Annotated in this window: 19 protein-coding genes; 9 read left to right on the top strand and 10 right to left on the bottom strand. The window is 73.8% G+C overall.

Annotated features, from left to right (window positions below; translation table 11 throughout):
- Window positions 1-174 precede the first annotated feature (174 nt).
- A complete protein-coding gene (locus S1361_RS27740; protein ID WP_208034636.1) occupies window positions 175-2,013 on the top strand; it encodes an HSP90 family protein in 1,839 nt (612 codons plus the stop codon).
- Entirely contained in the window at window positions 2,010-5,078 is a 3,069-nt protein-coding gene (locus tag S1361_RS27735; RefSeq protein WP_208034635.1) for a tetratricopeptide repeat protein, read from the top strand. The genes S1361_RS27740 and S1361_RS27735 overlap by 4 nt, the downstream gene beginning before the upstream one ends.
- Window positions 5,079-5,246: 168 nt before the next feature.
- Here the strand turns inward: S1361_RS27735 and S1361_RS27730 are convergent, their stop codons facing one another.
- The gene (locus S1361_RS27730; protein ID WP_208034634.1) at window positions 5,247-6,935 is read right to left on the bottom strand and encodes a DAK2 domain-containing protein; all 1,689 of its coding nucleotides are present in this window, start codon (window positions 6,933-6,935) and stop codon (window positions 5,247-5,249) included.
- A gap of 258 nt (window positions 6,936-7,193) precedes the next feature.
- On the opposite strand from S1361_RS27730, the gene rpmB reads away from it, so the two are divergent.
- From rpmB to S1361_RS27715, 3 genes are all read left to right on the top strand, one after another.
- Window positions 7,194-7,379, top strand: a complete 186-nt coding sequence (gene rpmB, locus S1361_RS27725; protein ID WP_003993230.1) for a 50S ribosomal protein L28 — start codon at window positions 7,194-7,196, stop codon at window positions 7,377-7,379.
- Window positions 7,380-7,494: 115 nt separating this feature from the next.
- On the top strand, window positions 7,495-10,698 hold the full coding sequence (locus S1361_RS27720; protein WP_208034633.1) for an AfsR/SARP family transcriptional regulator: 3,204 nt from the start codon (window positions 7,495-7,497) through the stop codon (window positions 10,696-10,698).
- 35 nt (window positions 10,699-10,733) lie between these two features.
- Window positions 10,734-11,936 (top strand): FAD-dependent monooxygenase, encoded by a 1,203-nt coding sequence (locus tag S1361_RS27715; protein ID WP_208034632.1) that lies wholly within the window; start codon window positions 10,734-10,736, stop codon window positions 11,934-11,936.
- Between the two features lie 4 nt (window positions 11,937-11,940).
- On the opposite strand, the gene thiD is transcribed toward S1361_RS27715, so the two are convergent.
- Window positions 11,941-12,735 carry a bifunctional hydroxymethylpyrimidine kinase/phosphomethylpyrimidine kinase gene (thiD, locus tag S1361_RS27710; protein WP_208034631.1) on the bottom strand — a complete coding sequence of 265 codons (795 nt, stop codon included), beginning with the start codon at window positions 12,733-12,735 and terminating at the stop codon, window positions 11,941-11,943.
- A complete protein-coding gene (locus S1361_RS27705; protein WP_208034630.1) occupies window positions 12,732-13,697 on the bottom strand; it encodes a thiamine-phosphate kinase in 966 nt (321 codons plus the stop codon). Before S1361_RS27705 ends, thiD begins: the two co-directional genes overlap by 4 nt.
- 204 nt (window positions 13,698-13,901) lie before the next feature.
- Between S1361_RS27705 and S1361_RS27700 the strand changes: the two genes are divergently transcribed.
- Together S1361_RS27700 and S1361_RS27695 are read left to right on the top strand one after the other, a co-directional pair.
- Window positions 13,902-14,135 (top strand): Lrp/AsnC family transcriptional regulator, encoded by a 234-nt coding sequence (locus S1361_RS27700; RefSeq protein ID WP_208034629.1) that lies wholly within the window; start codon window positions 13,902-13,904, stop codon window positions 14,133-14,135.
- 20 nt (window positions 14,136-14,155) lie between these two features.
- Window positions 14,156-14,677: a DUF3515 domain-containing protein gene (locus S1361_RS27695; protein ID WP_208034628.1), complete on the top strand. Its 522-nt coding sequence runs from the start codon at window positions 14,156-14,158 to the stop codon at window positions 14,675-14,677.
- A 12-nt stretch (window positions 14,678-14,689) separates the two neighbouring features.
- Here the strand turns inward: S1361_RS27695 and S1361_RS27690 are convergent, their stop codons facing one another.
- The 3 genes from S1361_RS27690 to S1361_RS27680 form a co-directional block, all read right to left on the bottom strand.
- On the bottom strand, window positions 14,690-15,847 hold the full coding sequence (locus tag S1361_RS27690) for a D-alanine--D-alanine ligase family protein (RefSeq protein WP_208034627.1): 1,158 nt from the start codon (window positions 15,845-15,847) through the stop codon (window positions 14,690-14,692).
- A 111-nt stretch (window positions 15,848-15,958) separates the two neighbouring features.
- Window positions 15,959-16,969: an NAD(P)H-dependent glycerol-3-phosphate dehydrogenase gene (locus S1361_RS27685; RefSeq protein ID WP_208034626.1), complete on the bottom strand. Its 1,011-nt coding sequence runs from the start codon at window positions 16,967-16,969 to the stop codon at window positions 15,959-15,961.
- Window positions 16,966-17,736, bottom strand: a complete 771-nt coding sequence (locus S1361_RS27680; protein WP_208034625.1) for a lysophospholipid acyltransferase family protein — start codon at window positions 17,734-17,736, stop codon at window positions 16,966-16,968. The genes S1361_RS27685 and S1361_RS27680 overlap by 4 nt, the downstream gene beginning before the upstream one ends.
- Before the next feature lie 152 nt (window positions 17,737-17,888).
- Between S1361_RS27680 and cofC the strand changes: the two genes are divergently transcribed.
- Both cofC and S1361_RS39390 read left to right on the top strand, forming a co-directional pair.
- Window positions 17,889-18,596 (top strand): 2-phospho-L-lactate guanylyltransferase, encoded by a 708-nt coding sequence (cofC, locus tag S1361_RS27675; protein ID WP_243769323.1) that lies wholly within the window; start codon window positions 17,889-17,891, stop codon window positions 18,594-18,596.
- Window positions 18,597-18,601: 5 nt separating this feature from the next.
- Window positions 18,602-18,805: a hypothetical protein gene (locus S1361_RS39390; protein ID WP_243769322.1), complete on the top strand. Its 204-nt coding sequence runs from the start codon at window positions 18,602-18,604 to the stop codon at window positions 18,803-18,805.
- Between the two features lie 71 nt (window positions 18,806-18,876).
- Here the strand turns inward: S1361_RS39390 and S1361_RS27670 are convergent, their stop codons facing one another.
- The 4 genes from S1361_RS27670 to leuC all read right to left on the bottom strand — a co-directional run bounded on the left by S1361_RS27670 (window position 18,877) and on the right by leuC (window position 22,195).
- Window positions 18,877-19,539, bottom strand: coding sequence for an HU family DNA-binding protein (locus tag S1361_RS27670; RefSeq protein ID WP_208034624.1), 663 nt, complete (start codon window positions 19,537-19,539; stop codon window positions 18,877-18,879).
- 136 nt (window positions 19,540-19,675) lie between these two features.
- Window positions 19,676-19,906 (bottom strand): SCO5555 family protein, encoded by a 231-nt coding sequence (locus S1361_RS27665; protein ID WP_030649187.1) that lies wholly within the window; start codon window positions 19,904-19,906, stop codon window positions 19,676-19,678.
- Window positions 19,907-20,171: 265 nt separating this feature from the next.
- Window positions 20,172-20,765 (bottom strand): 3-isopropylmalate dehydratase small subunit, encoded by a 594-nt coding sequence (gene leuD, locus S1361_RS27660; protein WP_208034623.1) that lies wholly within the window; start codon window positions 20,763-20,765, stop codon window positions 20,172-20,174.
- Window positions 20,766-20,770: 5 nt separating this feature from the next.
- Window positions 20,771-22,195 (bottom strand): 3-isopropylmalate dehydratase large subunit, encoded by a 1,425-nt coding sequence (leuC, locus tag S1361_RS27655; RefSeq protein ID WP_208034622.1) that lies wholly within the window; start codon window positions 22,193-22,195, stop codon window positions 20,771-20,773.
- Between the last annotated feature and the right edge of the window lie 107 nt (window positions 22,196-22,302).

Raw genomic sequence — 22,302 nt, 5'->3', positions numbered from 1 at the left:
CCGTAGACGCTGCCCCGCGCATTCCGCCCGAGGCGCTGTAAACATCAGGGAAACTCCTGGTCAGGCGGGCTGTTCCGGCTTAGGATGACGCGCTCCGGCCATCCTTCGCGGTCACCGCCCCGACGGGACCGCCCGACCCCGCGCCGCCCCCGCTCCCCCTCCGGCGCAGTGACGATGGACTCCCAGACCTCTCAGGCATCCCAGGCATCCCAGTCACCCCACCCACCTCACAGCTTCCAGGTCGACCTGCGCGGTCTGGTGGACCTGCTCTCCCATCACCTCTACTCCAGCCCCAAGGTCTACCTGCGTGAGCTGCTGCAGAACGCCGTGGACGCCGTCACCGCCCGCCGGGCCGCCGAACCGGACGCCCCGGCGCGGATCCGGCTGTACGCGGCGGACGGCGGGCTGCGCGTGGAGGACACCGGTGTCGGGCTCACCGAGCCGGACGTGCACAGCCTGCTGGCGACCATCGGCCGCAGCTCCAAGCGGGCCGACGGCCTGCAGCAGGCCCGGGCGGACTTCCTCGGCCAGTTCGGCATCGGACTGCTGGCCTGCTTCGTGGTCGCCGAGCGGATCCGGGTGGTCAGCCGCAGCGCCCGGACGCCCGGGGCGCCGCCGGTGGAGTGGACGGCCCGCGACGACGGTTCGTACACCGTGCGCACGCTGCCCGACGCCGAGCGGCCCGAGCCGGGTACGACCGTGTACCTGACGGCGCGGGCCGGCGCGGCCGAGTGGCTGGCGCCCGAGCGGGTCCGCACCCTGGCCCGGGACTTCGGGGCGCTGCTCCCCTACGACGTCCGGGTCGGCGACGAGCCGGTCACCGATCTGCCCGCGCCCTGGGACCGTGCCTACCCGAGTCCCGCCGGCCGGCGGGTCGCGCTGGCCCGGCACTGCCACGAGCTGTTCGGCTTCACCCCGCTGGACTCGATCGACCTGGACGTGCCGCTGGCCGGGATCCGCGGGGTGGCGTACGTGCTGCCGGCGGCGGTCAGCCCGGCCCAGCGGGCCACTCACCGCGTGCACCTGAAGGGCATGCTGCTCACCGAGCGGGCCGAACAGCTGCTGCCGGACTGGGCGTTCTTCGTGCGCTGCGTCCTGGACACCGACAGCCTGCGGCCGACCGCCTCGCGCGAGTCGCTGTACGAGGACGAGACGCTCGCCGCCGTACGGGACGCCCTGGGCGCCCGGATCCGGTCCTGGCTGGCCGGGCTCGCCGCCGGTGACCCGGAGCGCCTCGCGGCCTTCCTCGCCGTGCACCACCTGGGCGTGAAGTCCCTCGCCCGGCACGACACCGACATGCTGCGCACGATGCTGCCGTGGCTGCCGTTCGAGGCGACGGACGGGCAGCTGTCCCTGGAGGAGTTCGCCCGGCGGCACCCGATGGTGCACTTCACACGGACCGTCGAGGAGTACCGGCAGGTCGCCCCGATCGCCGCGGCACAGGGCGTCGGCGTGGTCAACGGCGGCTACACCTACGACAGCGAGCTGGTCGAGGCGCTGCCGCGGGTGCGGCCCGGGACGGTGGTCGCCGAGCTGGACGCGGACACCGTGACCGCGCACCTGGACGCGGTCGACCCGGGCCAGGAGCTGGCGCTGACCGGGTTCCTGGCCGCCGCGCGCGCGAGACTCGATCCCCTGGGCTGTGACGTCGTGCTGCGGGCCTTCCACCCCCTCTCGGTGCCCGCGCTGCACCTGGACGACCGGGCCGCCCGGCACGAGCAGGCCCGCGCGGCGGCCGAGGAGCAGGCCGACGACCTGTGGGCGGGCATCCTGGGCTCGCTGCGCGGCAGCGCCCCGCGCGCGCGTCTGGTGCTCAACCACCTCAACCCGCTGGTCCGGCGAATCGGTTCGCTCGACGACCCGGAGCTGATCGGCACCGCGACCGAGTCGCTGTACGGGCAGGCCCTGCTGATGGCGCAGCGCCCGCTGCGGCCGGCCGACTCGGCGCTGCTGAACCGGGCGTTCATCGGGCTGCTCGAATGGGCGACCCACGGGGAGGGGGACGGACGATGAGCGGGATCACCGACTTCGACGCGCTGCGCCGGGCGCTGGCGGAGAACTCCGAGGAACCGGAGGGGCCGGCCCGCAACGCGCGCGCGGAGCAGCTGCTCGCCGAGGCCGAGAAGCTGAACGTTCCGCTCGCCGTGATCGAGGCGCTCGGACACCAGCTGAAGGTCTACAACTACAGCTCCGAGAAGGACAAGATGTTCGTCCCGTTCGCGCGGCTGCTGCGCCTGTGGGACGAACGGCCGGAGGACTTCGACGAGCACGAGGCACACTCGCTGCACTGGGTCTTCAAGTGGATGTCGGCGGGCATGCTGGACCAGCCGCACATCCCGCTCGCCTCGATCGAGAAGTGGCTCGGCGAGATGGAGCACCGCTACCGGCTCGCCGGGTACTCGGAACGGGCCGTGCGCAGCGCCGAGTTCAGCGTGGCCGCGCACATCGGGGACCTCCCGCGCGCGGAACGGGCGTACGCCGCGTGGCTGGCCGCCGACCGGGACGCGATGGCCGACTGCCACGCCTGCGAGCTGCACGGGCAGGGCAGCTGGCAGGTGCGGTGCGGCCGGGACGCCGAGGCGCTCGAACTGTGGCGGCCGGTGCTGGAGGGCGAGTTCGCCTGCGCGCACGAGCCGCACACGGTGCTCGCCTCCTCGCTGGCCCCGCTGCTGCGCCTCGGCCGCACGGAGGAGGCCCGGGCGCACCATCTGCGCGGTTTCCGGCTGGTGCGGCCCATGGAGAGCATGCGCGGCGCGTACGCCGACCACGTGGAGTTCTGCGCGCTGACCGGGAACGAGGCGCGTGGTCTGGAGCTGCTGGCCGAGCGGCCGGCGTACTTCACGGACACCGGGCATCCGCGCAGCCGGCTGGACTTCATGGCCGTGGTGACGCTGCTCATGGACCGGCTGACCGAGCTGGGTCTCGGCGGGCAGCGGGTGCCGGGGCCGGCCGGGCGGACCTGGACCGCGCGGGAACTCGCCGCGCACGCGCGCGTGGAGGCCACGGACCTCGCCGAGCGGTTCGACCGCCGCAACGGCACCCCCGCGGTCGGCGACCGGATCCGCGCGCGGATGTCCCAGCGCCCGCTGGCGGAACGGCTGCCCCTGGGGGTGCGTACGGTGCGCCCCGCGCCGGCACCGGTGGTCGCACCCCCGGCGCCGGACCTCCCCGGCGAGCCCGACGCGGCCGCCCTGCTCGCCGAGGCGCGGCGGCTGTCGGACACCCTGCAGCCGCACGCACTGGAGGCGTGGGCGGCGGTCGCGCGGGCCGCGCCGGACGGCACCGGCCTCGAACCGCGCGCCCGCGCGGAGATCGCCGACCACGAGGCGATGGCCCGCGGCCCCGAGGGACTCCCCCTGTTCGAGCGGGCGGCGCAGCTGTACGCGGAGGCGGGCGACCCCGGGGAGGCGCTGGCGGCACGCGCGCGTGCGGCGTACGTCCGCGCGCTGGCGGGAGAGGTGGACGCGGCCCTCGCCACGGTCACCGGCCTGTACGACGAGGTGCTCGCGCTGTACGCCGACGAGGGCACCGGGGTGCGGCAGACCGCGTCGGTGGTGATGAGCCGGGCGCGGATCCTGATGCGGCGGGTGCACGAGGCCGCCGCCCGGGGCGCCGGGCCGGAGGCCGGGCAGGCCGTCGGGGACGCCGAGGCGGCCGTGCGGGAGGTGCTGGCGCTCGTCGAGGGGTGCGGCGGGGACGATGTGCGGCCGGCGGCGCGGGCCGCCGAGGCGCGGGCGATGCTCGCCGAACTCGCCGGCCTCACCGGGGACGCGGAGCGGGCGGCGGAGTTGTTCCGGCGGGCCGCCGACGGGTACGTGACCGCCGGGCTGCCGTGGTTCGCGGTGGAGTACGAGGTGCAGGTCGCCGCCCTGGCCCACCAGGCCGGTGACCTGGCCGGGGCCGAGCGGGCGCTGCGGGCGGCCCTGGAGCACGGCGGGCCGTACGTGGAGCCGGTCGGGCGGGCCCAGCTGCACCTCCAGCTCGCCGAGGTGCTCGGTGTCCGGGACGCGCCCGCCGAGGCGGCCGAGCACGCGCTGGAGGCCGCGCACTGGGCGGACGAGGCCGGCGAGAGCGGCACCCTGGGCGCCTGGGCGCGGCAGCAGCTGGGCGGCTTCCTGCTGCGCCGGGGCCGGTACGCGGAGGCCGCCGAGGTGCTGGAGTCCGCGCTGGCCGACCTGAGCGCCGAGACACACGGCGACGGGCTGGTGGTGCAGGCGCGCTGGTGGCTCGGGGACTGCCTGGGCGAGCTGGGCGAGCACCGGGCCGCCGCCGAGCAGCGGCTGAAGGCGGCCGATCTGGCCCGGCACTGGCCCGAACAGCAGGACCACGCCACGCTCGCCCACCTCGCCGCCGAGTCGCTGGGCAACGCTGGGCTGGCCTCGGAGGCGGAGCAGGCCTACGCGCGCGCGGGCGACCTGTGGCGTGCGCTCGGCAACGTGCCGTTCCTGGTCCGCTCGCTGCGTGCGCGGGCCTGGCTGGCGCTGGGCGGGGAGCAGGGGGCGGGGCACGCCCGCGCGCTGATGGCGGAGGCGGTCCGGGAGTGCGAGGCTGCGCTGGCGGCGGACGGGGCGGACCGCGAGGAACTGGCCGTGGAACTCGGCACCACCCACCGACAGTTCGCGGAGCTGCTGACCCGCTCGGCGTTGGAGGAGGCGGAGAGCGCCGAGAAGGCCGAGGAACCCGAGAAGGCCGAAGGAGCTGAGGAGGCCGCAGGGATCGCAGGGGTCGAGAAGGCCGCAGAGGTCGAGAAGGCCGAAGGGATCGCAGGGGTCGAGGACCCCGCGATACGGGCCGCGTTCGAGGCTGCGCTGGAGCAGACGACCCTGGCCGTGGCGGTGTTCGCCGGGCTCGGTGCGGCGGGGCTGCACAGCCGTACCGGTGCCGAACTGGCCGCGGGCCGGCTGGAGGCGGACCTCGGCCGTCCGGCGCGGGCGTCGGCACGCGCGCGTGCGGTGCTCGCGGTCTACGAGGGCGCCGACGACGCCGACGAGACGGTCCGGGCCCGTCGGGAGGAGGCGGCCCGGATGCTCCAGGCGACGCGGGAGGTATCGGCGGCCGAGGCGACGGAACAGGGCTGACGCGGGGCCGGCGCACCAGCCGGCCCCGCCACGGAGCCGACCGGGCCGGGCCGCGGACCGAGCCCGACCGCGCCGGCGCACTTCACCCTGCCGAACCGCAGCATCCCCGGCCGCCCCCACCGCCGAGCCCACCGAGCCCGACCGCGGGCCGGGCCGGGCCCTGTCGGATCACTCCACGCCGATGAGCAGCAGCGCACCCTGTCGGCCGCCGCGGTACGCCACCGTGTCCACGGCCAGGTAGGCCTCGCGTACATGGGTCTCCAGGTGCGTGGCGACGCTCGGCGGTGCCTCGTCGCCGACGACGAGCGTGACCAGCTCGCCGCCGGCCTGGAGCATGCGGTCCAGGACGGTCCGGGCGGTGGCGGTGACGTCCGCGCCGATCACCGCCACATCGCCGTCGATCAGGCCGAGCACGTCCCCGGCCTGGCAGATGCCGGCCGTCGTCCAGGACTCGTGCTCGGCGACGACGACCTCGGCGTACCGGGTGGCGCCCGCCGCCGAGGTCATCTGGACGACGTCCTCGTCGAACCGGCGCTCCGGCTCGTGGACCGCGAGCGCGGCGATGCCCTGGACGGCCGAGCGGGTCGGGATCAGGGCGACCCGGATGCCCTCGGTGCGGGCCTGCTCGACCGCGGCGGCGGCCGTGTGGCGCAGCTCGGCGTCGTTGGGCAGCAGGACGACCTCGCGCGCGTGGGCACGCCGTACCGCCTGCACCAGCTCCCCGCTGGCGGGCGGCTCCCCGGGGCGCGCGAGGACGGTGGTCGCGCCGGCCTCGGTGTACAGCCCGGCCAGGCCCTCGCCCGGTACGACGGCGACGACCGCGCGCTGGACCCGCTCGCGCGGCGGACGCTCCCGGCCGGTGTGCACGTCGCCGAGCCCGAAGTGGGTGATGCGGATCCGGTACGGCCGCCCGGCCTCGACGCCGGCCTCGACGGCGGCGCCGGCGTCGTCGACGTGCACATGGACGTTCCACAGCCCGTCGCCGCCGACCACGACCAGGGAGTCCCCGAGGGCGTCGAGCCGCGCGCGCAGCCGGTCGACGGCCGCGTCGTCGGCCTCCAGCAGGTAGATCACCTCGAACGCGGGGCCGTCGGCGCCGGCCACCTCGGCGCACGGGCCGCCCTCGGGCCCGCACCCGGCGACCGCCTCCACGCGCGCGTGCGCGTCGGAAACGGCTCCGGAGGGCCGCGGGGTCTCGCGCACCGCCTCCCCCGTGAACGCCTCCACCAGCGCGCCCAGCACCGCCACCAGCCCGCGTCCGCCCGCGTCGACCACGCCGGCCCGCTCCAGCACGGCCAGCTGGCCCGGGGTCGCCGCCAGGGCCGCCCGCGCGCCCTCGTAGGCGGCCCGCGCGACCGTCCCGCAGTCGCCCTCGGCCGCCGCGGCGGCGTCGGCGGCGGCCGAGGCGACCGTCAGCACGGTGCCCTCGACGGGGTGGGCCACGGCCTGCCGGGCGGAGTCGGCGGCCCGGCGCAGGGCCAGCCGCAGTGCCGAGCCGTCGGTGTGAGCGGCGTCACCGGCGTCCGCGAGGACCTGCGCCATCCCGCGCAGCAGCTGCGCGAGGATCGTCCCGGAGTTGCCCCGGGCCCCGATGAGCGCCCCGTGGGCCATGGCCCGCACGGCGTCGGCCAGGGCGGGCTCGGCACAGCCGGTCTCGTACCCGGCGAACACCGCCTCCACGGCCGTCGCCGCCGACTCCACGGTCAGGTACAGGTTGGTCCCGGTGTCGCCGTCGGCCACCGGATAGACGTTGATGGCGTCGATCTCCTCACGGGCCCGTCCCAGTGCCCGGAGGGCCAGACCGCACCAGGTGCGCACCGCGAGAGCATCGAAGAATGTCTGCGGCACCTGCGCCACCTGCGCCTCCCTGAGCTGGCTGGACGTGGGACGCAGCGTAGACCCCGGACCGGTGGGTTCCGGAAGAGGGCCCGGAGCGGTGCCCTGAGCTGCCATGGTAGTTTCGCCGTACGGACGCGGTCGTTGTATGCTGCTCCGGTTGCCCGATCCTGATCGGGCCATTCCCCTGGCAACGCCAACCAGATCTCAGATCTTAGGATCGTGATCCCGGCATGCCGGGATCAACCGTAAGTGCATCTGAAGTCTTTGGAGTGACCCGTGGCTGCCAACTGCGACGTCTGCGGCAAGGGGCCGGGCTTCGGCAACAACATCTCGCACTCGCACCGCCGTACGTCCCGCCGCTGGAACCCGAACATCCAGCGTGTGCGTACCGTGGTCGGCGGGACGCCGAAGCGCGTGAACGCCTGCACCTCGTGCATCAAGGCCGGCAAGGTCTCGCGCTGACGCTCCCGCTGAGCGCGCGGCCACTGCCTGGTTCGCTGCACTGAGCCGGTCCACCTCAGGGTGGGCCGGCTTTTTGCCGTACCCCTGAACGGTTCGGGCTGCCAGAATCCACGGAATGCGCTTCGGCATCCTGGGCCCGACAGAGATCCACACCGACGACGGCACCCCCGTCGACCCCGGCGGCCCCCGGCCCCGCGCCCTGCTCACCCTGCTGCTGCTCGACGCCGGCCGCCCGGTCTCCGTGGAGCGCCTCCTGGACGGCCTGTACGGCGCCGAGCCGCCCGCCGGAGCCCTGGGCGCGCTCCAGTCGCAGATCTCCCGCCTGCGCCGACGGCTCGCCCCGCACACCCGCATCGACGCCGTCCCCGCCGGCTACGCCCTCGCCGTCGACCCGGACACCGTCGACGCCCACCGCTTCGCCCGGCTGGCCGCCGAGGGCCGGAGCGCGCTCACGGCCGGCGACCACCCGCGCGCGGTGGCCCTCCTGCGCGACGCCCTGGCCCTGTGGCGCGGTCCCGCGCTGCCCGACCTGCCGGACGCGCACGCCGACCGGGCCCGGCTGGACGAGCTGCGGCCGGCCGCCGTGCAGGACCGGATCGAGGCCGAGCTGGGCACCGGGGGCGGTCCGGAGCTGGTGCCCGAGCTGCGGGCGCTGCTCCGGGCGCGGCCGCTGGACGAGCGGCTGTACGGGCAGCTGATGCGGGCACTGCACGCGGCCGGGCGGCCCGCCGAGGCGCTGGCGGTGTTCGAGGAGGCCCGGCGCACGCTCGCCGGCGAGCTGGGCGCCGATCCGTCGCCCGAGCTGTCCGCGCTCCACCTCGGGCTGCTGCGGGACGGCTCCGGGGCACCGGCCCGGCCCCGGCTCCCGGCCCAGCTCACCCGGTTCGTGGGCCGCGAGGCGGAGCTGGCCCGGGTCGACCGCGCGCTGGCCGGGTCCCGGCTGGTGACGCTGACCGGTCCCGGCGGTGTCGGCAAGACCCGGCTCGCGCTGGAGGCCGCCCGTGCCCGTACCGGCGCCGACGTCTGTCTGGTCGAGCTGGCGCCGCTCGCCGACGGCGCCCGGATCCCGTTCGCGGTGCTGGCGGCGCTCGGCGTGCGGGACGGCTTCCGCAGCCCTGCCACGGACGCCCTGGAGCGGCTGCTGGCGGCGCTGGCGGACCGGGAGGTGCTGCTGGTGCTCGACAACTGCGAGCACCTGGTCGAGCCCGCCGCGCGGACGGCGGCGCTGCTCCTCGGTGCCTGCCCCGGGGTCCGGCTGCTGGTGACCAGCCGGGAGTCGCTGGGCGTCACCGGCGAGGTGCTGGTGCCGGTGCCGCCGCTGCCCGAGGAGCCGGCCGTACGGCTGCTGCTGGACCGGGCGCGTGCGGTACGGCCCGATTTCGACGGCCACGCGCGCGTACCGGAGATCTGCCGGGCGCTGGACGGGCTCCCGCTGGCGATCGAGCTGGCCGCGGCCCGGCTGCGCACGCTCTCCGTGGACGAGCTGGCGGACCGGCTGCACGACCGGTTCCGGGTGCTCGCGCGCGGGGACCGGGCCAAGGCGCCCCGGCACCGCACCCTGCGCGCGGTCGTCGAGTGGAGCTGGGAGCTGCTGGACGCCGGGGAACGGGACCTGGCGAGCAGGCTGACCGTCTTCGCGGGCGGCGCCACGCTCGACGCCGTCGCGGCCGTGTGCGGGGTGCCGTACCCGGAGGAGCCGCTGGCGTCCCTGGTGGAGAAGTCCTTCCTGGAGGTCTCCGACGGCCGCTACCGCATGCTGGAGACCATCCGCGCCTTCGCGGCGGAGTCACTCGCCGAGGGCCGGCGGCCGGGCACGGGGGGTCCGCAGCCGCCGATCGCCCCGCGGCAGCTGCACGCGGAGCCACTCACCGACAGCCCCCAGCCGACCACGGTGACTCCCAAACCGCCCACCACCCCCCGGCCGCCGCACGCGAAGCCACTCACCGACAGCCCCCAGCCGAGCACGCGGGACCCGAAGCCACCCACCGCCCTCAGGCCACTGCACGCGGCGCACGCCGCCTACTTCCTGCGGCTGGCCGAGGAGGCGGAGCCCTTGCTGCGGGGCGGGGACCAGGTGCGGTGGCTGCGGCGGCTGGCGGCCGAACAGGGGAACCTGGACGCGGCGCTGCGCTACCTGACGGAGACGGCGCCCAGGGACGCGCTGCGGCTGACGGCCGCGCTGACCTGGTTCCGGAGGCTGCGCGGACTGCACGGCGACCGCGTGCCGGGCGCCCGGGCGCTGCTGGCGGCGGTCGGCACCCAGCCGCCGCCCGGGCTGGCCGAGGAGTACGCGCTGTGTGTGATGAACGCGGTCTCCGGGCGCGGCGACGACCCGGAGGACCCCGGCCTGACAGCCCGCGCGGCCACCCTCATGGGCTGCCTGGACGGCCCGCTGCGGCTGCCGTTCACGGTGATCCTGTGGTCCCTCACCGGCGGCCCCCAGCTGAGCGTGGACGAGCGGGTGCGCGGGCAGCTGGGCCGGGAGCCCTGGGGCCTGGCCCTGCTGGACGTGGGTCTCGCCTACCAGGCGCTGTTCGCGGGGCGCGCCGTCGAGGCGGAGGCCGGCTTCACGCGCGCGTGGGAGGGCTTCCGGGGCACGGGCGACCGCTGGGGCATGGCCAACTGCCTGGATCCGCTGGGCGGGTTCGCGTACGGCCGGGGCGCGTACGCGCGGGCGCTGGCCCTGCTGGACGAGGGACTGGTCCACGTCCGGGAGCTGGACGCACCGGAGGAGACCGCCGACCTGCTGCGCACGCGGGCGGCGGTGCTGCTGGCCCAGGGGGCGTCGCAGGAGGCCGCCGCGCACTTCACGCGCTCCGCCGAGCTGGCCCGTACCGCCGGTGCGAGCGACAAGGTGGCCGGTGCGCTGCGCGGCCTCGGCGACACCGCCCGGCTGGCCGGGGACACGGCACGCGCACGCGTGCACTACGAGAACGCCCTGGAGGCCTGCGCGGCCACCTGGTTCAGCGTCGGAGAGACGGCACGGATCCTCGTCGGGCTGGGCCGTACGGCCGCCGCCGAGGGCGACCGGGACACCGCCCGGGACTGGCTCGCCCAGGCCCGCGCCCAGGCCCTGGAGTCGGGCGACGCGGTCCTGCTCGCCGATGTCGCCGACGCCCTCGCGGCCCTCGCCCCGCGCCCGGAGCGGGCGGCCGAACTCCTCGGCGCCGCCGCGGGCCTGCGCGGCGCACCACGGCCCGGGGACCCGGACGTCGCCCGGACGACGGAGCACACGCGCGCGTGCCTGTCGCCGGAGGCCTACGCCACGGCCCACGAACGGGGCCGCGGTCTGCGGTGGGCGGCGGTCAGCGAACGGTAGGCACGCGGTAAGCGGGGCCCGGAACAGTGGCCGGCATGACGAAGACACACCGCCTCGGCCACCTGTCCGTGCTGATCTCCGGCGCCAGCGTCGCCGGCCCCGCCCTCGCCCTGAACCTGGCCCGCCACGGCGCCCGGGTCACGGTCGTCGAGAAGGCGCCCGCCCTGCGCGCCGGCGGCTTCGCCGTCGACTTCCGCGGGCACGTGCACCGCGCGGTGCTCACCGCGATGGGCATCTGGGACGAGGTCCACGCCCACCAGACCCGCATGGGCCGGCAGAGCGTCGTCGCCGCCGACGGCACCCCGCGGGTGGACCTGCCCGCGGAGATGATGAGCGGCGACGTGGAGATCTTCCGCGGCGATCTGGCGCGGATCATGTACGAGCGCACGAAGGACGCGGTGGAGTACGTCTTCGGCGACTCCGTCACGGCGCTGACCGACACGGAGCGGGGCGTCGAGGTCGCGTTCGAGCGGGGCGCGCCCCGCTGCTTCGACCTGGTCGTCGGCGCCGACGGGCTGCACTCGAACACCCGCCGCCTGGTGTTCGGCGAGGAGTCCCGGTACCTGCGTTTCCTCGACCACTACGTGGCCGGCTTCACCCTCCCCAACCACCTGGGCCTGAACCGCACCGCCCGCCTCTACAGCGAGCCCGGCCGCTGTGTCGGCCTGAGCAACTACGACGGCGACCCGGAACGGGCCGGCGCGCTGCTGGTCTTCCGGTCCGAGCGGCTGGCGTACGACCGCCGGGACGTCGCGGCGCAGAAGCGGATCCTCACCGAACGGTTCGCCGGGGCGGGGTGGGAGACGCCGGCCGTGCTGAAGGGTCTCGCGGACGCGGACGAGCTGTACTTCGACGCCATCGCGCAGATCCACATCGACCGTCTCGTCAAGGGCCGGGTGGTGCTGCTCGGGGACGCCGGGTACGGGGCGACGATGGGCGGCATGGGGACGGGCGTGGCGATCGTCGGCGCCCATGTCCTCGCCGGTGAGCTGGCCCTGGCGGGCGGCGATCACCGGGTTGCGCTGGCCGCCTACGAGAGCCGGATCCGGGACTTCGCCAAGGGCTGCCAGAAGATCTCCGGGAACGCGGGGCCGTTCTTCGCCCCGGCCACCGAACGGCGCATCCGCACCCGGGACCGGATGTACCGGCTGCTCGCCTCCCGGCCGCTGGCCGGGTTCTTCAAGCGGCTGACGGAAAGGGCGGCGACCGCCATCGAGCTGCCGGAATATCCCGCCTGAGCCCTCAGCGGGTGTCCCGGCCGAGCGCCCACCCGTGGTCCACCGGCCCGATCCCGGCGCCGAGGGCGAACCCGGCGGCGATCGCCCCGGTGACGTACTCCTTGGCCGCGGCGACCGCCTCCGGCACGGTCCGCCCCCGCGCCAGGCCGCAGGCGACGGCGGAGGCGAGGGTGCAGCCGGTGCCGTGGGTGTGCCGGTTGTCGTGGCGGGGTGCCCGCAACAGGTGTTCCTCGGAGCCGTCGGTGAGCAGGTCCACGGCGTCGCCCGTCAGGTGCCCTCCCTTGATCAGCACCCACCGCGGCCCGAATTCCAGCACGGCCGCGGCGGCCCGGCGCAGGTCGTCCTCGGACCGGACGCGGACGCCGGTGAGTTGGGCGACCTCGTCGAGGTTCGGGGTCGCCACGGTCGCCACCGGCAGCAGCTTCGTCCGTACGGAGTCCAGGGCGGAGGCGGCCAGCAGCGGGTCGCCGTGCTTGGAGACGCCGACCGGGTCCACGACGGCCGGCGCGTCCGTGCCGGAGATCAACTCGGCGACCGCCTCGACCAGTTCGGCGGAGGCCAGCATGCCGGTCTTCACGGCCTGGACGCCGATGTCGTCCACGACGCTGCGGTACTGGGCCCGGACCGCCTCCACCGGCAGCTCCCAGGCACCCTGGACGCCCGTGGAGTTCTGCGCGGTCACCGCGGTGAGCACGCTCATGCCGTGCACGCCGAGCGCGAGCATGGTCTTCAGGTCGGCCTGGACACCGGCGCCGCCGCCGGAGTCCGAGCCGGCCACCGTGAGCACCCGGGGGATCACGACTCGATGTCCCCGAAGTGGTCCCAGCCGCCCTTGCTGGTCCAGGGCGCCCCGTCGACGGTCACCTGGGGCAGCGCGGAGGGGTTGAGGACCTCGCCGATCACCTTCCAGCGGGCCGGGAGCTTGGCGTCCGGCGGGAAGGTCGCCACGATCGCGTGGTCCTCTCCCCCGGTCAGCACCCACTGGAGCGGGTCCACGCCGACGGCCTGCCCGATGTCGTTCATCTGCGTCGGGATGTCGATGGCCCCGGACCGGATGTCGATGCGGACCTTGCTGGCCTCGGCGATGTGCCCGAGGTCGGCGATCAGGCCGTCGCTGACGTCGCACATCGCGGTGGCGCCGAGGGCGGCGGCGGCCGGGCCCGCGTGGTACGGCGGCTCGGGGCGCCGGTGGGCCTCCACGAAGGCGCGCGGCGAACGGAAACCGCGGGAGAGCACCGCGTACCCGGCCGCGGACCAGCCGAGCCAGCCGGTGACGGCCACGAGGTCGCCGGGCTGCGCGCCCGCGCGCGTGACGGGCTCCTGGTTGCGCAGATCGCCGAGCGCGGTGATCGACACCGTGATCGTGTCACCGCGTACGACGTCCCCGCCGACCACGGAGGCGCCCGCCACCTGGCACTCGTCGCGCAGGCCGTCCATCAGCTCGGTCGGCCAGGTGACCGGCAGTTCGGCCGGGACGACCAGGCCGAGCAGCAGGGCGGTCGGCACGGCACCCATGGCGGCGATGTCGGCGAGGTTCTGCGCGGCGGCCTTGCGGCCGACGTCGTAGGCCGTGGACCAGTCGCGGCGGAAGTGCCGGCCCTCCAGCAGGATGTCGGTGCTCGCCACCACCCGGCGGTCGGGGGCGGCGACCACCGCGGCGTCGTCGCCGGGGCCGACCCGGACCGCCGGGGTGGTGGTGAGACGGGAGGTCAGCTCCCTGATGAGCCCGAACTCACCTAGCTCACCCACTGTGCCCTTCATTGCCTCAAGCCCCTTCTGTGCCGTGCCCTGCCCGGTCGCGCGTCCTCAGTGTCCCCGATACGGTCGAGGTGACCGTCAACCCCTGTCGTGCCTGCACCCTGGCGCGCAAGCCCGGTTCCCGCAGGTCTCCCCGCGGGGAGCGGCGACGCGATACCGTGGCGTTCCTTTTCCCCACATGATCCTCGTGGCCGCCCTGGAGGTTCCGTGGTACAGGCGTACATCCTGATCCAGACGGAGGTCGGCAAGGCGTCGACCGTCGCCGAGACGATCGCCAAGATCCCTGGTGTGCTCCAGGCCGAGGACGTGACGGGTCCGTACGACGTCATCGTGCGGGCCCAGGCCGACACTGTCGACGAACTCGGTCGCATGGTGGTCGCCAGGGTCCAGCAGGTGGACGGCATCACGCGCACCCTGACCTGCCCGGTCGTGCATCTGTAGCCCCCGTCTACGCTTGGCCGGTGAACATCTTCCGTCACCGGCCTCTCGGCCTGCTCGTGCCGGCCCTGCTCGTCGTGGTCGCGGGCTGCTCCACGGCGGACGACAGCGCCACCGTGGCAGTTCCCACCCCCGACGTGAAGACCGCCCCGCTCTGCCGGGATCTGGACAAGGTGCTGCCACGGACGGTGGACGGCCGGAGCCGCCAGGACCCCGAGCCCCGGTCCGCCTACACGGCGGGCTGGGGAAGCCCGGCGATCATACTGCGCTGCGGCATCGTCCGGCCGCCGAAGATGGTCGACCCCAAGGTGGCTCTGGGCGACGACCCTGACGCGGTGGGCGGCGGTGTCAACGGGGTGGAGTGGCTGATGGAGAAGGAGGACGACGGGACGTGGCGGTTCACCACGTCCGGCCGTCGCGCGTATGTGCAGGTCACCCTGCCGAAGGAACTGTCCGGGCCGGACGACAGCGCGCAGGTGCTGATGGACCTGGCGGCGGCCGTCAAGAAGGCGAACCCCGAGGGGCTCGCCTCCATGCGGCACTGACCCGCCGCGGGGTCAGCGCAGTCCGGTCGAGCGGCGCAGCGCCGCCTGCACCAGGCGGTCGACCAGCTCGGGGTAGCTGATCCCGCTCGCCTGCCACATCTGCGGGTACATCGAGATCGGCGTGAAGCCGGGCATGGTGTTGATCTCGTTGATCACGAACTCGCCGTCCTCGGTGAGGAAGAAGTCCGCGCGGACCAGGCCCTCGCAGGAGGCCGCCTCGAACGCCTCGACCGCGAGCCCCTGCACCTCGGCGGTCTGCTCCGGGGTGAGCGGGGCCGGGACGATGCCGGGCGTGGAGTCGATGTACTTGGCCTCGAAGTCGTAGTAGGCGTGCGCGTCCGGCGGCGGGATCTCGGCCGGGACGGAGGCGCGCGGACCGTCCTCGAACTCCAGGACGCCGCACTCGATCTCCCGGCCGCGCAGGGCCGCCTCGATCAGGATCTTCGGGTCGTGGGACTGCGCCTCGGCGATCGCCTCGTCCAGGCCGGAGAGGTCGTCGACCTTGGTGATGCCGATGGAGGAACCCGCGCGCGCGGGCTTCACGAACAGCGGCCAGCCGTGCTCACCGGCGAAGTCGACGATCCGCTTGCGGGCGGCGGACTCGTCCTGCGCCCACTCCCGGGGCCGGATCACCAGGTACGGGCCCACCTTGAGCCCGAAGGAGGTGAACACCCGCTTCATGTACTCCTTGTCCTGGCCGACGGCCGAGGCGAGCACGCCGGAGCCGACGTACGGCACCCCGGACAGCTCCAGCAGGCCCTGCAGGGTGCCGTCCTCGCCGTACGGGCCGTGGAGCACCGGGAAGACCACGTCGACCTCGCCGAGCGCCTTGGGCACGGAGCCGGGCTCGCTGTAGACGACCTCGCGGTTCGCGGGGTCGACGGGGAGCACCACGCCGCCCTCGTGCGACTCCGCCAGCTCGGCCACGCTGGGGGTTCGGCGGTCGGTGATGGCCATCCGCTCCGGCTCGTCGGCCGTCAGCGCCCAGCGGCCGTCCGAGGTGATGCCGATCGGCAGGACGTCGTACTTCGTCCGGTCGATGGCCTTGAGGACGGCGCCGGCGGTGACCACGGAGATCCCGTGTTCGGAGCTGCGCCCGCCGAACACGACGGCCACGCGCGGCTTGCGCGACGGCTGCTCAGGGCTCTGGGGAAGGTTCTCGGTGCTCATATCGCGTTGAGAGTACCCGTAGGTAGCGGCCAAGTCAGCGCGCGCTCCCGGGCGGTCGCTCAGCGTCGCCAGGACGGTCGCACAGCGTCGCGCGCAAGACCCGGGCCGCTCTCAGCGGCGTTCGGGCTTGGCGCTGCGCGCCATCAGCTCCTTGAGCGCGGCGACCGGCGACTTGCCCTCGTGCACGATGCCGACGACCGTCTCGGTGATGGGCATGTCGACGCCGTGCCGGCGGGCCAGATCCAGCACGGACTCGCAGGACTTGACGCCCTCGGCGGTCTGCCGGGTGACCGCGATGGTCTCCTCCAGGGTCATGCCCTTGCCGAGGTTGGTGCCGAAGGTGTGGTTCCGGGACAGCGGCGAGGAGCAGGTGGCCACCAGGTCGCCCAGCCCCGCCAGTCCGGAGAAGGTCAGCGGGTCGGCGCCCATCGCGAGGCCGAGCCGGGTGGTCTCGGCGAGGCCGCGCGTGATGAGCGAGCCCTTGGCGTTGTCGCCGAGCCCCATGCCGTCGGCGATGCCGACCGCGAGCCCGATGACGTTCTTGACCGCGCCGGCGAGTTCGCAGCCGACCACGTCGGTGTTGGTGTACGGGCGGAAGTACGGCGTGTGGCAGGCGGCCTGGAGCCGCTGGGCGACCCGTTCGTCGGTGCAGGCCACGACGGCGAGGGCGGGCATGCGGGCGGCGATCTCACGGGCCAGGTTGGGCCCGGTGACGACCGCGATCCGGTCGGTGCCGACCTTGGCGACGTCCTCGATGACCTCGCTCATCCGCATGGTGGAGCCGAGTTCGACGCCCTTCATCAGGGAGACCAGGACCGTGTCCGGGGCGAGCAGCGGGGCCCACTCGGCCAGGTTGGCGCGCAGGGTCTGGGAGGGGATCGCGAGCACGGTGAAGTCCGCGTCCCGGAGGGCCTCGGCCGCGTCCGCGGTGGCGCGCAGGTTCTCCGGGAGTTCCACGCCGGGCAGGTAGTCGGGGTTGGTCCGGGTGGAGTTGACCGCCTCGGCCAGCTCCGCGCGGCGGGCCCACAGGGTCACGTCGCAGCCGGCGTCGGCGAGGACCATGCCGAAGGCGGTGCCCCACGAACCGGTGCCCATGACGGCCGCCCGCACAGGCTTGCTCACTTGCTCTGCCCTTCCGCTTGCCTGGCCCGCGTCTGCGCCTGGGTGCGGCGCCGCTGCTCGATCCGCTCACGGCGCGGGTCGTACGGCGTCTCGGGCGCCTTCTCGCCGCGGATCTGCTCCAGCTGGCGGGTGATGGCGGCCATGATGACCTCGGTGGCCTCCTTCAGCACCTCCGGGGTCATCTCCTTGTCGTAGAAGCGGGAGAGGTCCACCGGCGGGCCCGCCAGCACGTGGTGCGTCTTGCGCGGGAAGAGGCTGGGCTTCCTGGCGTACGGCGGCAGCAGTTCGTTGGCGCCCCACTGGGCGACCGGGATGACCGGGCACTTGGTCTGCAGGGCGACCCGGGCGGCGCCGGTCTTGCCGGTCATGGGCCAGCCGTCCGGGTCGCGGGTGAGGGTGCCCTCGGGGTAGAAGGCCACGCACTCGCCGCGCTCGACGGCGTCGATCGCGGCCCGGAAGGCGCTCAGGGCGTCCGTGGACTCGCGGTAGACGGGGATCTGCCCGGTGCCGCGCATGGCGGCGCCGACGAATCCCTTCTTGAAAAGCCCGCTCTTCGCCAGGAATCGCGGGACCCGTCCGGTGTTGTACTGATAGTGCGCGTACGCGAAGGGGTCCAGGTGGGAATTGTGGTTCACCGCGGTGATAAATCCGCCCTCGGCCGGAATGTGCTCCATTCCACGCCAGTCCCGCTTGATCAGAACCACCAGCGGCGGTTTGCAGATCACCGCGGCGAAGCGGTACCAGAAGCCGATTCTGCGGCGGGACACAAGGACACCTTCCTCTAGGACTGCCACCCCGGCGGGGGCCGCACAAGTCTGGCCCCGGGCCGCCGGTCTGTCGAGAACACCGTACGCCCCGCTCCCCGCCGCGCCAGATGGCCCGGGGACAATGTGCGGGACGAGAGAGGGACGGTACGCCGGTGCAGTGGACCTTGGTCATCCCCCTGAAGCCCCTGACGCGGGCCAAGAGCAGGCTCGCGGACACTGCCGGCGACGGGGTCCGCCCGGCGCTGGCGCTGGCGTTCGCGCAGGACACGGTGGCCGCGGCGGTGGCGTGCCCGGCGGTGTCGGATGTGGCGGTCGTCACGGACGACGAGCTGGCCGGCCGGGAGCTGGCCGCACTGGGCGCGCGGATCGTCCCGGACGCCCCCCGCAGCGGCCTGAACGCCGCCCTGGCACACGGCGCGGCCGTCGTACGGCACATCCGCCCCGGTACTCCCGTCGCGGCCCTGAACGCCGATCTGCCGGCCTTGCGCCCGGCGGAACTGTCCCGGGTGCTGACCGCCGCCGCGGAATTCCCCCGGGCTTTTCTGGCGGATGCGGCCGAGGCGGGCACGACTTTGCTGGCGGCGGCGGGCGATCACGCACTGCGTCCGGCGTTCGGCGTGGATTCCCGCATGCGGCACCGGGCGTCGGGTGCGGCGGAACTCGCGCTGGCGGGGGTCGATTCGGTACGGCAGGACGTGGACACCGGTCAGGACCTGCGCGCGGCGCTGGCCCTCGGGGTGGGTCCGTACACGGCGGCGGTTTCGGCGGCCCTGCCGGCGGGCGCCCGGCCGGCCGCGCCGGGCCCGCACTCGGCGGCGGCGAGCGGCCCCGGCGGCCGGCAGCCGAAGCCACTACGCTGACGGCCATGCAAGCCACCTCGTACACCTACGACCCGGAGACCCGCAGTGGACAGGTGCTCCTCGACGACGGCACCCCGGTGCCGTTCGACCGGGCCGCGTTCGACGCCGGGGACCTCCGGCTGCTGCGTCCCGGGCAGCGCGTGCGGATCGAGACGGAGGGCGAGGGCGACACCCTCCGGATCACCCTCGTAACCCTTCAAACCCTCTAACCGCCCTTACACACACCGCGGGCCGGGCTCCCCAGGGGAGTCCGGCCCGGCGCGTGAATGCCCTGGCGGTCCTACGACGTCGCCTTGCGGGCGGTGGTCTTCTTGGCGGTGGTCTTGCGGGCCGTCGACTTCTTCGCCGGGGCCTTCTTGGCGGTCACCTTCTTCGCCGGGGCCTTCTTCGCCGTCGTCTTCTTGGCGGCGGTCTTCGTCGCGGCGGTCTTGGCGGTCGCCGTGGTGGTCTTCTTGGCGGCGGGCGCCTTCTTCGCCGTGGTCTTCTTGGCGGTGGCCGTGGTCTTCTTCGCCGGCGCCGCCTTCTTCGCGGTGGTCTTCTTGGCCGCAGCGGCCGTCTTCTTCGCGGCGGCCTTCTTGCCGACGGCCTTGGCGATGGTGGGCGGCGCGCCGGACAGGCTGCCCTTGGGCGCCTTCTTGACGGCGACCTCGCCGCCGCGCGGCAGCTTCTTCGAGCCGCTCACCAGGTCCTTGAAGCCCTGACCGGCGCGGAATCGCGGCACGGAGGTCTTCTTGACCCGAACCCGCTCGCCCGTCTGAGGATTGCGGGCGTAGCGGGCGGGGCGGTCCACCTTCTCGAAGGACCCGAAGCCGGTGACCGAGACCCGCTCGCCCGCGACGACCGCGCGGACGATGGCGTCCAGGACATGATCGACAGCGTCGGCGGCCTGCTGGCGGCCACCCACCTTGTCGGCAATCGCTTCTACGAGCTGCGCCTTGTTCACGTCTTCCCCTTCGGAGACTTCGCCAGAACGAAAGTGTTCAAGCTTTTTCGCACGTTAGGCAGATATATACCGCAAATCAAACACGAAACGGGCTTATCACCCTTGTGCCGCAACGGACTCGGCCGTCCCGGACGGTTCAGCGGTCCTCTTCGGGGATCCGACCCGCGTCGAGGTCCGCCGTGAACCGATCGAGCCGCCTTGCCGCGTCGGCGAGATCGTGCTTGGCCGCGGCCGTAATGACCAGCAGCTTCCGGGTCAGCGCCATCCGTACGCCCTCCGGGACTTGCAGTGCGCGCACCCTTGCGTGCGCTTCCTTGAGCTGGTTCGCGACCGCCGTATAGAGCTGGAGTTGGCCGTCGTGTTCCATGCACAGATTGTGCCATCTGGGGCGAGTTGTCGCCTGCGCAGGGGGCAACTGCCGCCTCAAATGGCTTTCCAGGCACTTGCGAGGGACGCGAACACAGCACTCACATACCCGAACAACAGCCCTCCTAACGTGGGCAGTTGAGCTGAGCTGCGCGGAGCCGCAGGGCTGATCGGGTGCAGACATGGCTGTACCCCCAATCGTGGCGATCAGGGGTACAGAGGGGGTGTTGAGGTGGCCGAAATCCGACCTGGCCGGGGGATCCGGATCAGACCGGGAGCGTCCGCGGCTTGTAGGCGGGGCGCTTCGCCTCGTACGCGGCGATGTCGGCCTCGTTCTGGAGCGTGATGGAGATGTCGTCCAGGCCGTTCAGCAGCCGCCAGCGGGAGTTCTCGTCCAGCTCGAAGGAGGCGGTGATGCCCTCGGCGCGAACCTCACGCGCCTCAAGGTCCACAGTGACCTCAGCAGTGGGGTCCTGCTCGGTCAGCTCCCACAGCGCGTCCACGGTCTTCTGCTCCAGCACGACCGTGAGCAGGCCGTTCTTCAGCGAGTTGCCGCGGAAGATGTCGGCGAAGCGGGAGGAGATCACGGCCTTGAAGCCATAGTTCTGCAGCGCCCAGACGGCGTGCTCGCGGGAGGAGCCGGTGCCGAAGTCGGGGCCGGCGACCAGGACGGTGGCGCCCTGCCGCTCGGGACGGTTGAGGACGAACTCGGGGTCCTTGCGCCAGGCCTCGAACAGCCCGTCCTCGAAGCCGTCGCGGGTGACCTTCTTGAGCCAGTGAGCAGGGATGATCTGGTCGGTGTCGACGTTGCTGCGGCGCAGCGGGACGGCCCGGCCGGTGTGGGTGGTGAAGGCTTCCATGGTTCTCAGACTCCAGCGGGCGCGGGGACGTCGGTCAGGTCGGCCGGGGAGGCCAGGTGGCCCAGGACGGCGGTGGCAGCCGCGACCTGCGGCGACACCAGGTGGGTACGACCGCCCTTGCCCTGCCGGCCCTCGAAGTTGCGGTTGGAGGTGGAGGCGGAGCGCTCGCCCGGGGCCAGCTGGTCGGGGTTCATGCCGAGGCACATCGAGCAGCCCGCGTGCCGCCATTCGGCGCCGGCCTCCTTGAAGACCACGTCCAGGCCCTCGGAGACGGCCTGCAGGCCCACGCGCGCGGAGCCCGGGACGACCAGCATCCGTACGCCGTCGGCGACTTTGCGGCCCCGCAGCAGGTCCGCGGCGGCACGCAGGTCCTCGATGCGGCCGTTCGTGCAGGAGCCTACGAAGACGGTGTCCACCTTGATGGAGCGCAGCGGCTGTCCGGCCGCCAACCCCATGTACTCCAGTGCCTTTTCGGCGGCGAGCCGCTCCGAAGCGTCTTCGTACGAAGCCGGGTCGGGGACGTTCGCCGAAAGCGGCGCGCCCTGGCCGGGGTTGGTGCCCCAGGTGACGAACGGCGACAGCTCGGCGGCGTCGATGACGACCTCGGCGTCGAAGACGGCGTCCTCGTCGGTCTTCAGGGTCTTCCAGTACTCGACGGCGGCGTCCCAGTCGGCGCCCTCGGGGGCGTGCGGGCGGCCCTTGAGGTACGCGAAGGTGGTCTCGTCGGGGGCGATCATGCCCGCGCGGGCGCCGGCCTCGATCGACATGTTGCAGATGGTCATCCGGGCCTCCATCGAGAGCTTCTCGATGGCGGAACCGCGGTACTCCAGGATGTAGCCCTGGCCGCCGCCGGTGCCGATCCTTGCGATGATCGCCAGGATCAGGTCCTTGGCGGTGACGCCCTCGGGCAGCTCGCCGTCGACCGTGATCGCCATGGTCTTCGGGCGGGCCAGGGGCAGCGTCTGGGTGGCCAGCACGTGCTCGACCTGGGAGGTGCCGATACCGAACGCCAGCGCGCCGAAGGCGCCGTGCGTGGAGGTGTGCGAGTCGCCGCAGACGACGGTGGTGCCGGGCTGGGTCAGACCCAGCTGCGGGCCGACGACGTGCACGACGCCCTGCTCGACGTCGCCCAGCGGGTGCAGCCGCACGCCGAAGTCGGCGCAGTTCTTGCGCAGGGTCTCCAGCTGGGCCCGGGAGACCGGGTCGGCGATGGGCTTGTCGATGTCGAGGGTGGGGGTGTTGTGGTCCTCGGTGGCGATGGTGAGGTCGAGGCGACGCACCGGCCGGCCGCTCTTGCGCAGGCCGTCGAAGGCCTGGGGGCTGGTCACCTCGTGCAGCAGGTGCAGATCGATGTAGAGGAGGTCGGGCTCGCCCTCGGCGCGCCGGACGACGTGGTCGTCCCAGACCTTCTCCGCGAGTGTCCTACCCATCGCTTTCCCTCCGGCCGGCAAGCGTCCACCGACCCAACTAGAGATCTTGAGGAGCGGTGACTGCCCTTCTCGGGGCCCCTGAACGTCGTGATTCCGGGCGTCCACCG

Source organism: Streptomyces cyanogenus (assembly GCF_017526105.1).
Classification (GTDB): Bacteria; Actinomycetota; Actinomycetes; order Streptomycetales; family Streptomycetaceae; genus Streptomyces; species Streptomyces cyanogenus.
The sequence above is the reverse complement of the archived record's forward strand: the minus strand, read 5'-3'. Positions and strand labels throughout refer to the sequence as shown.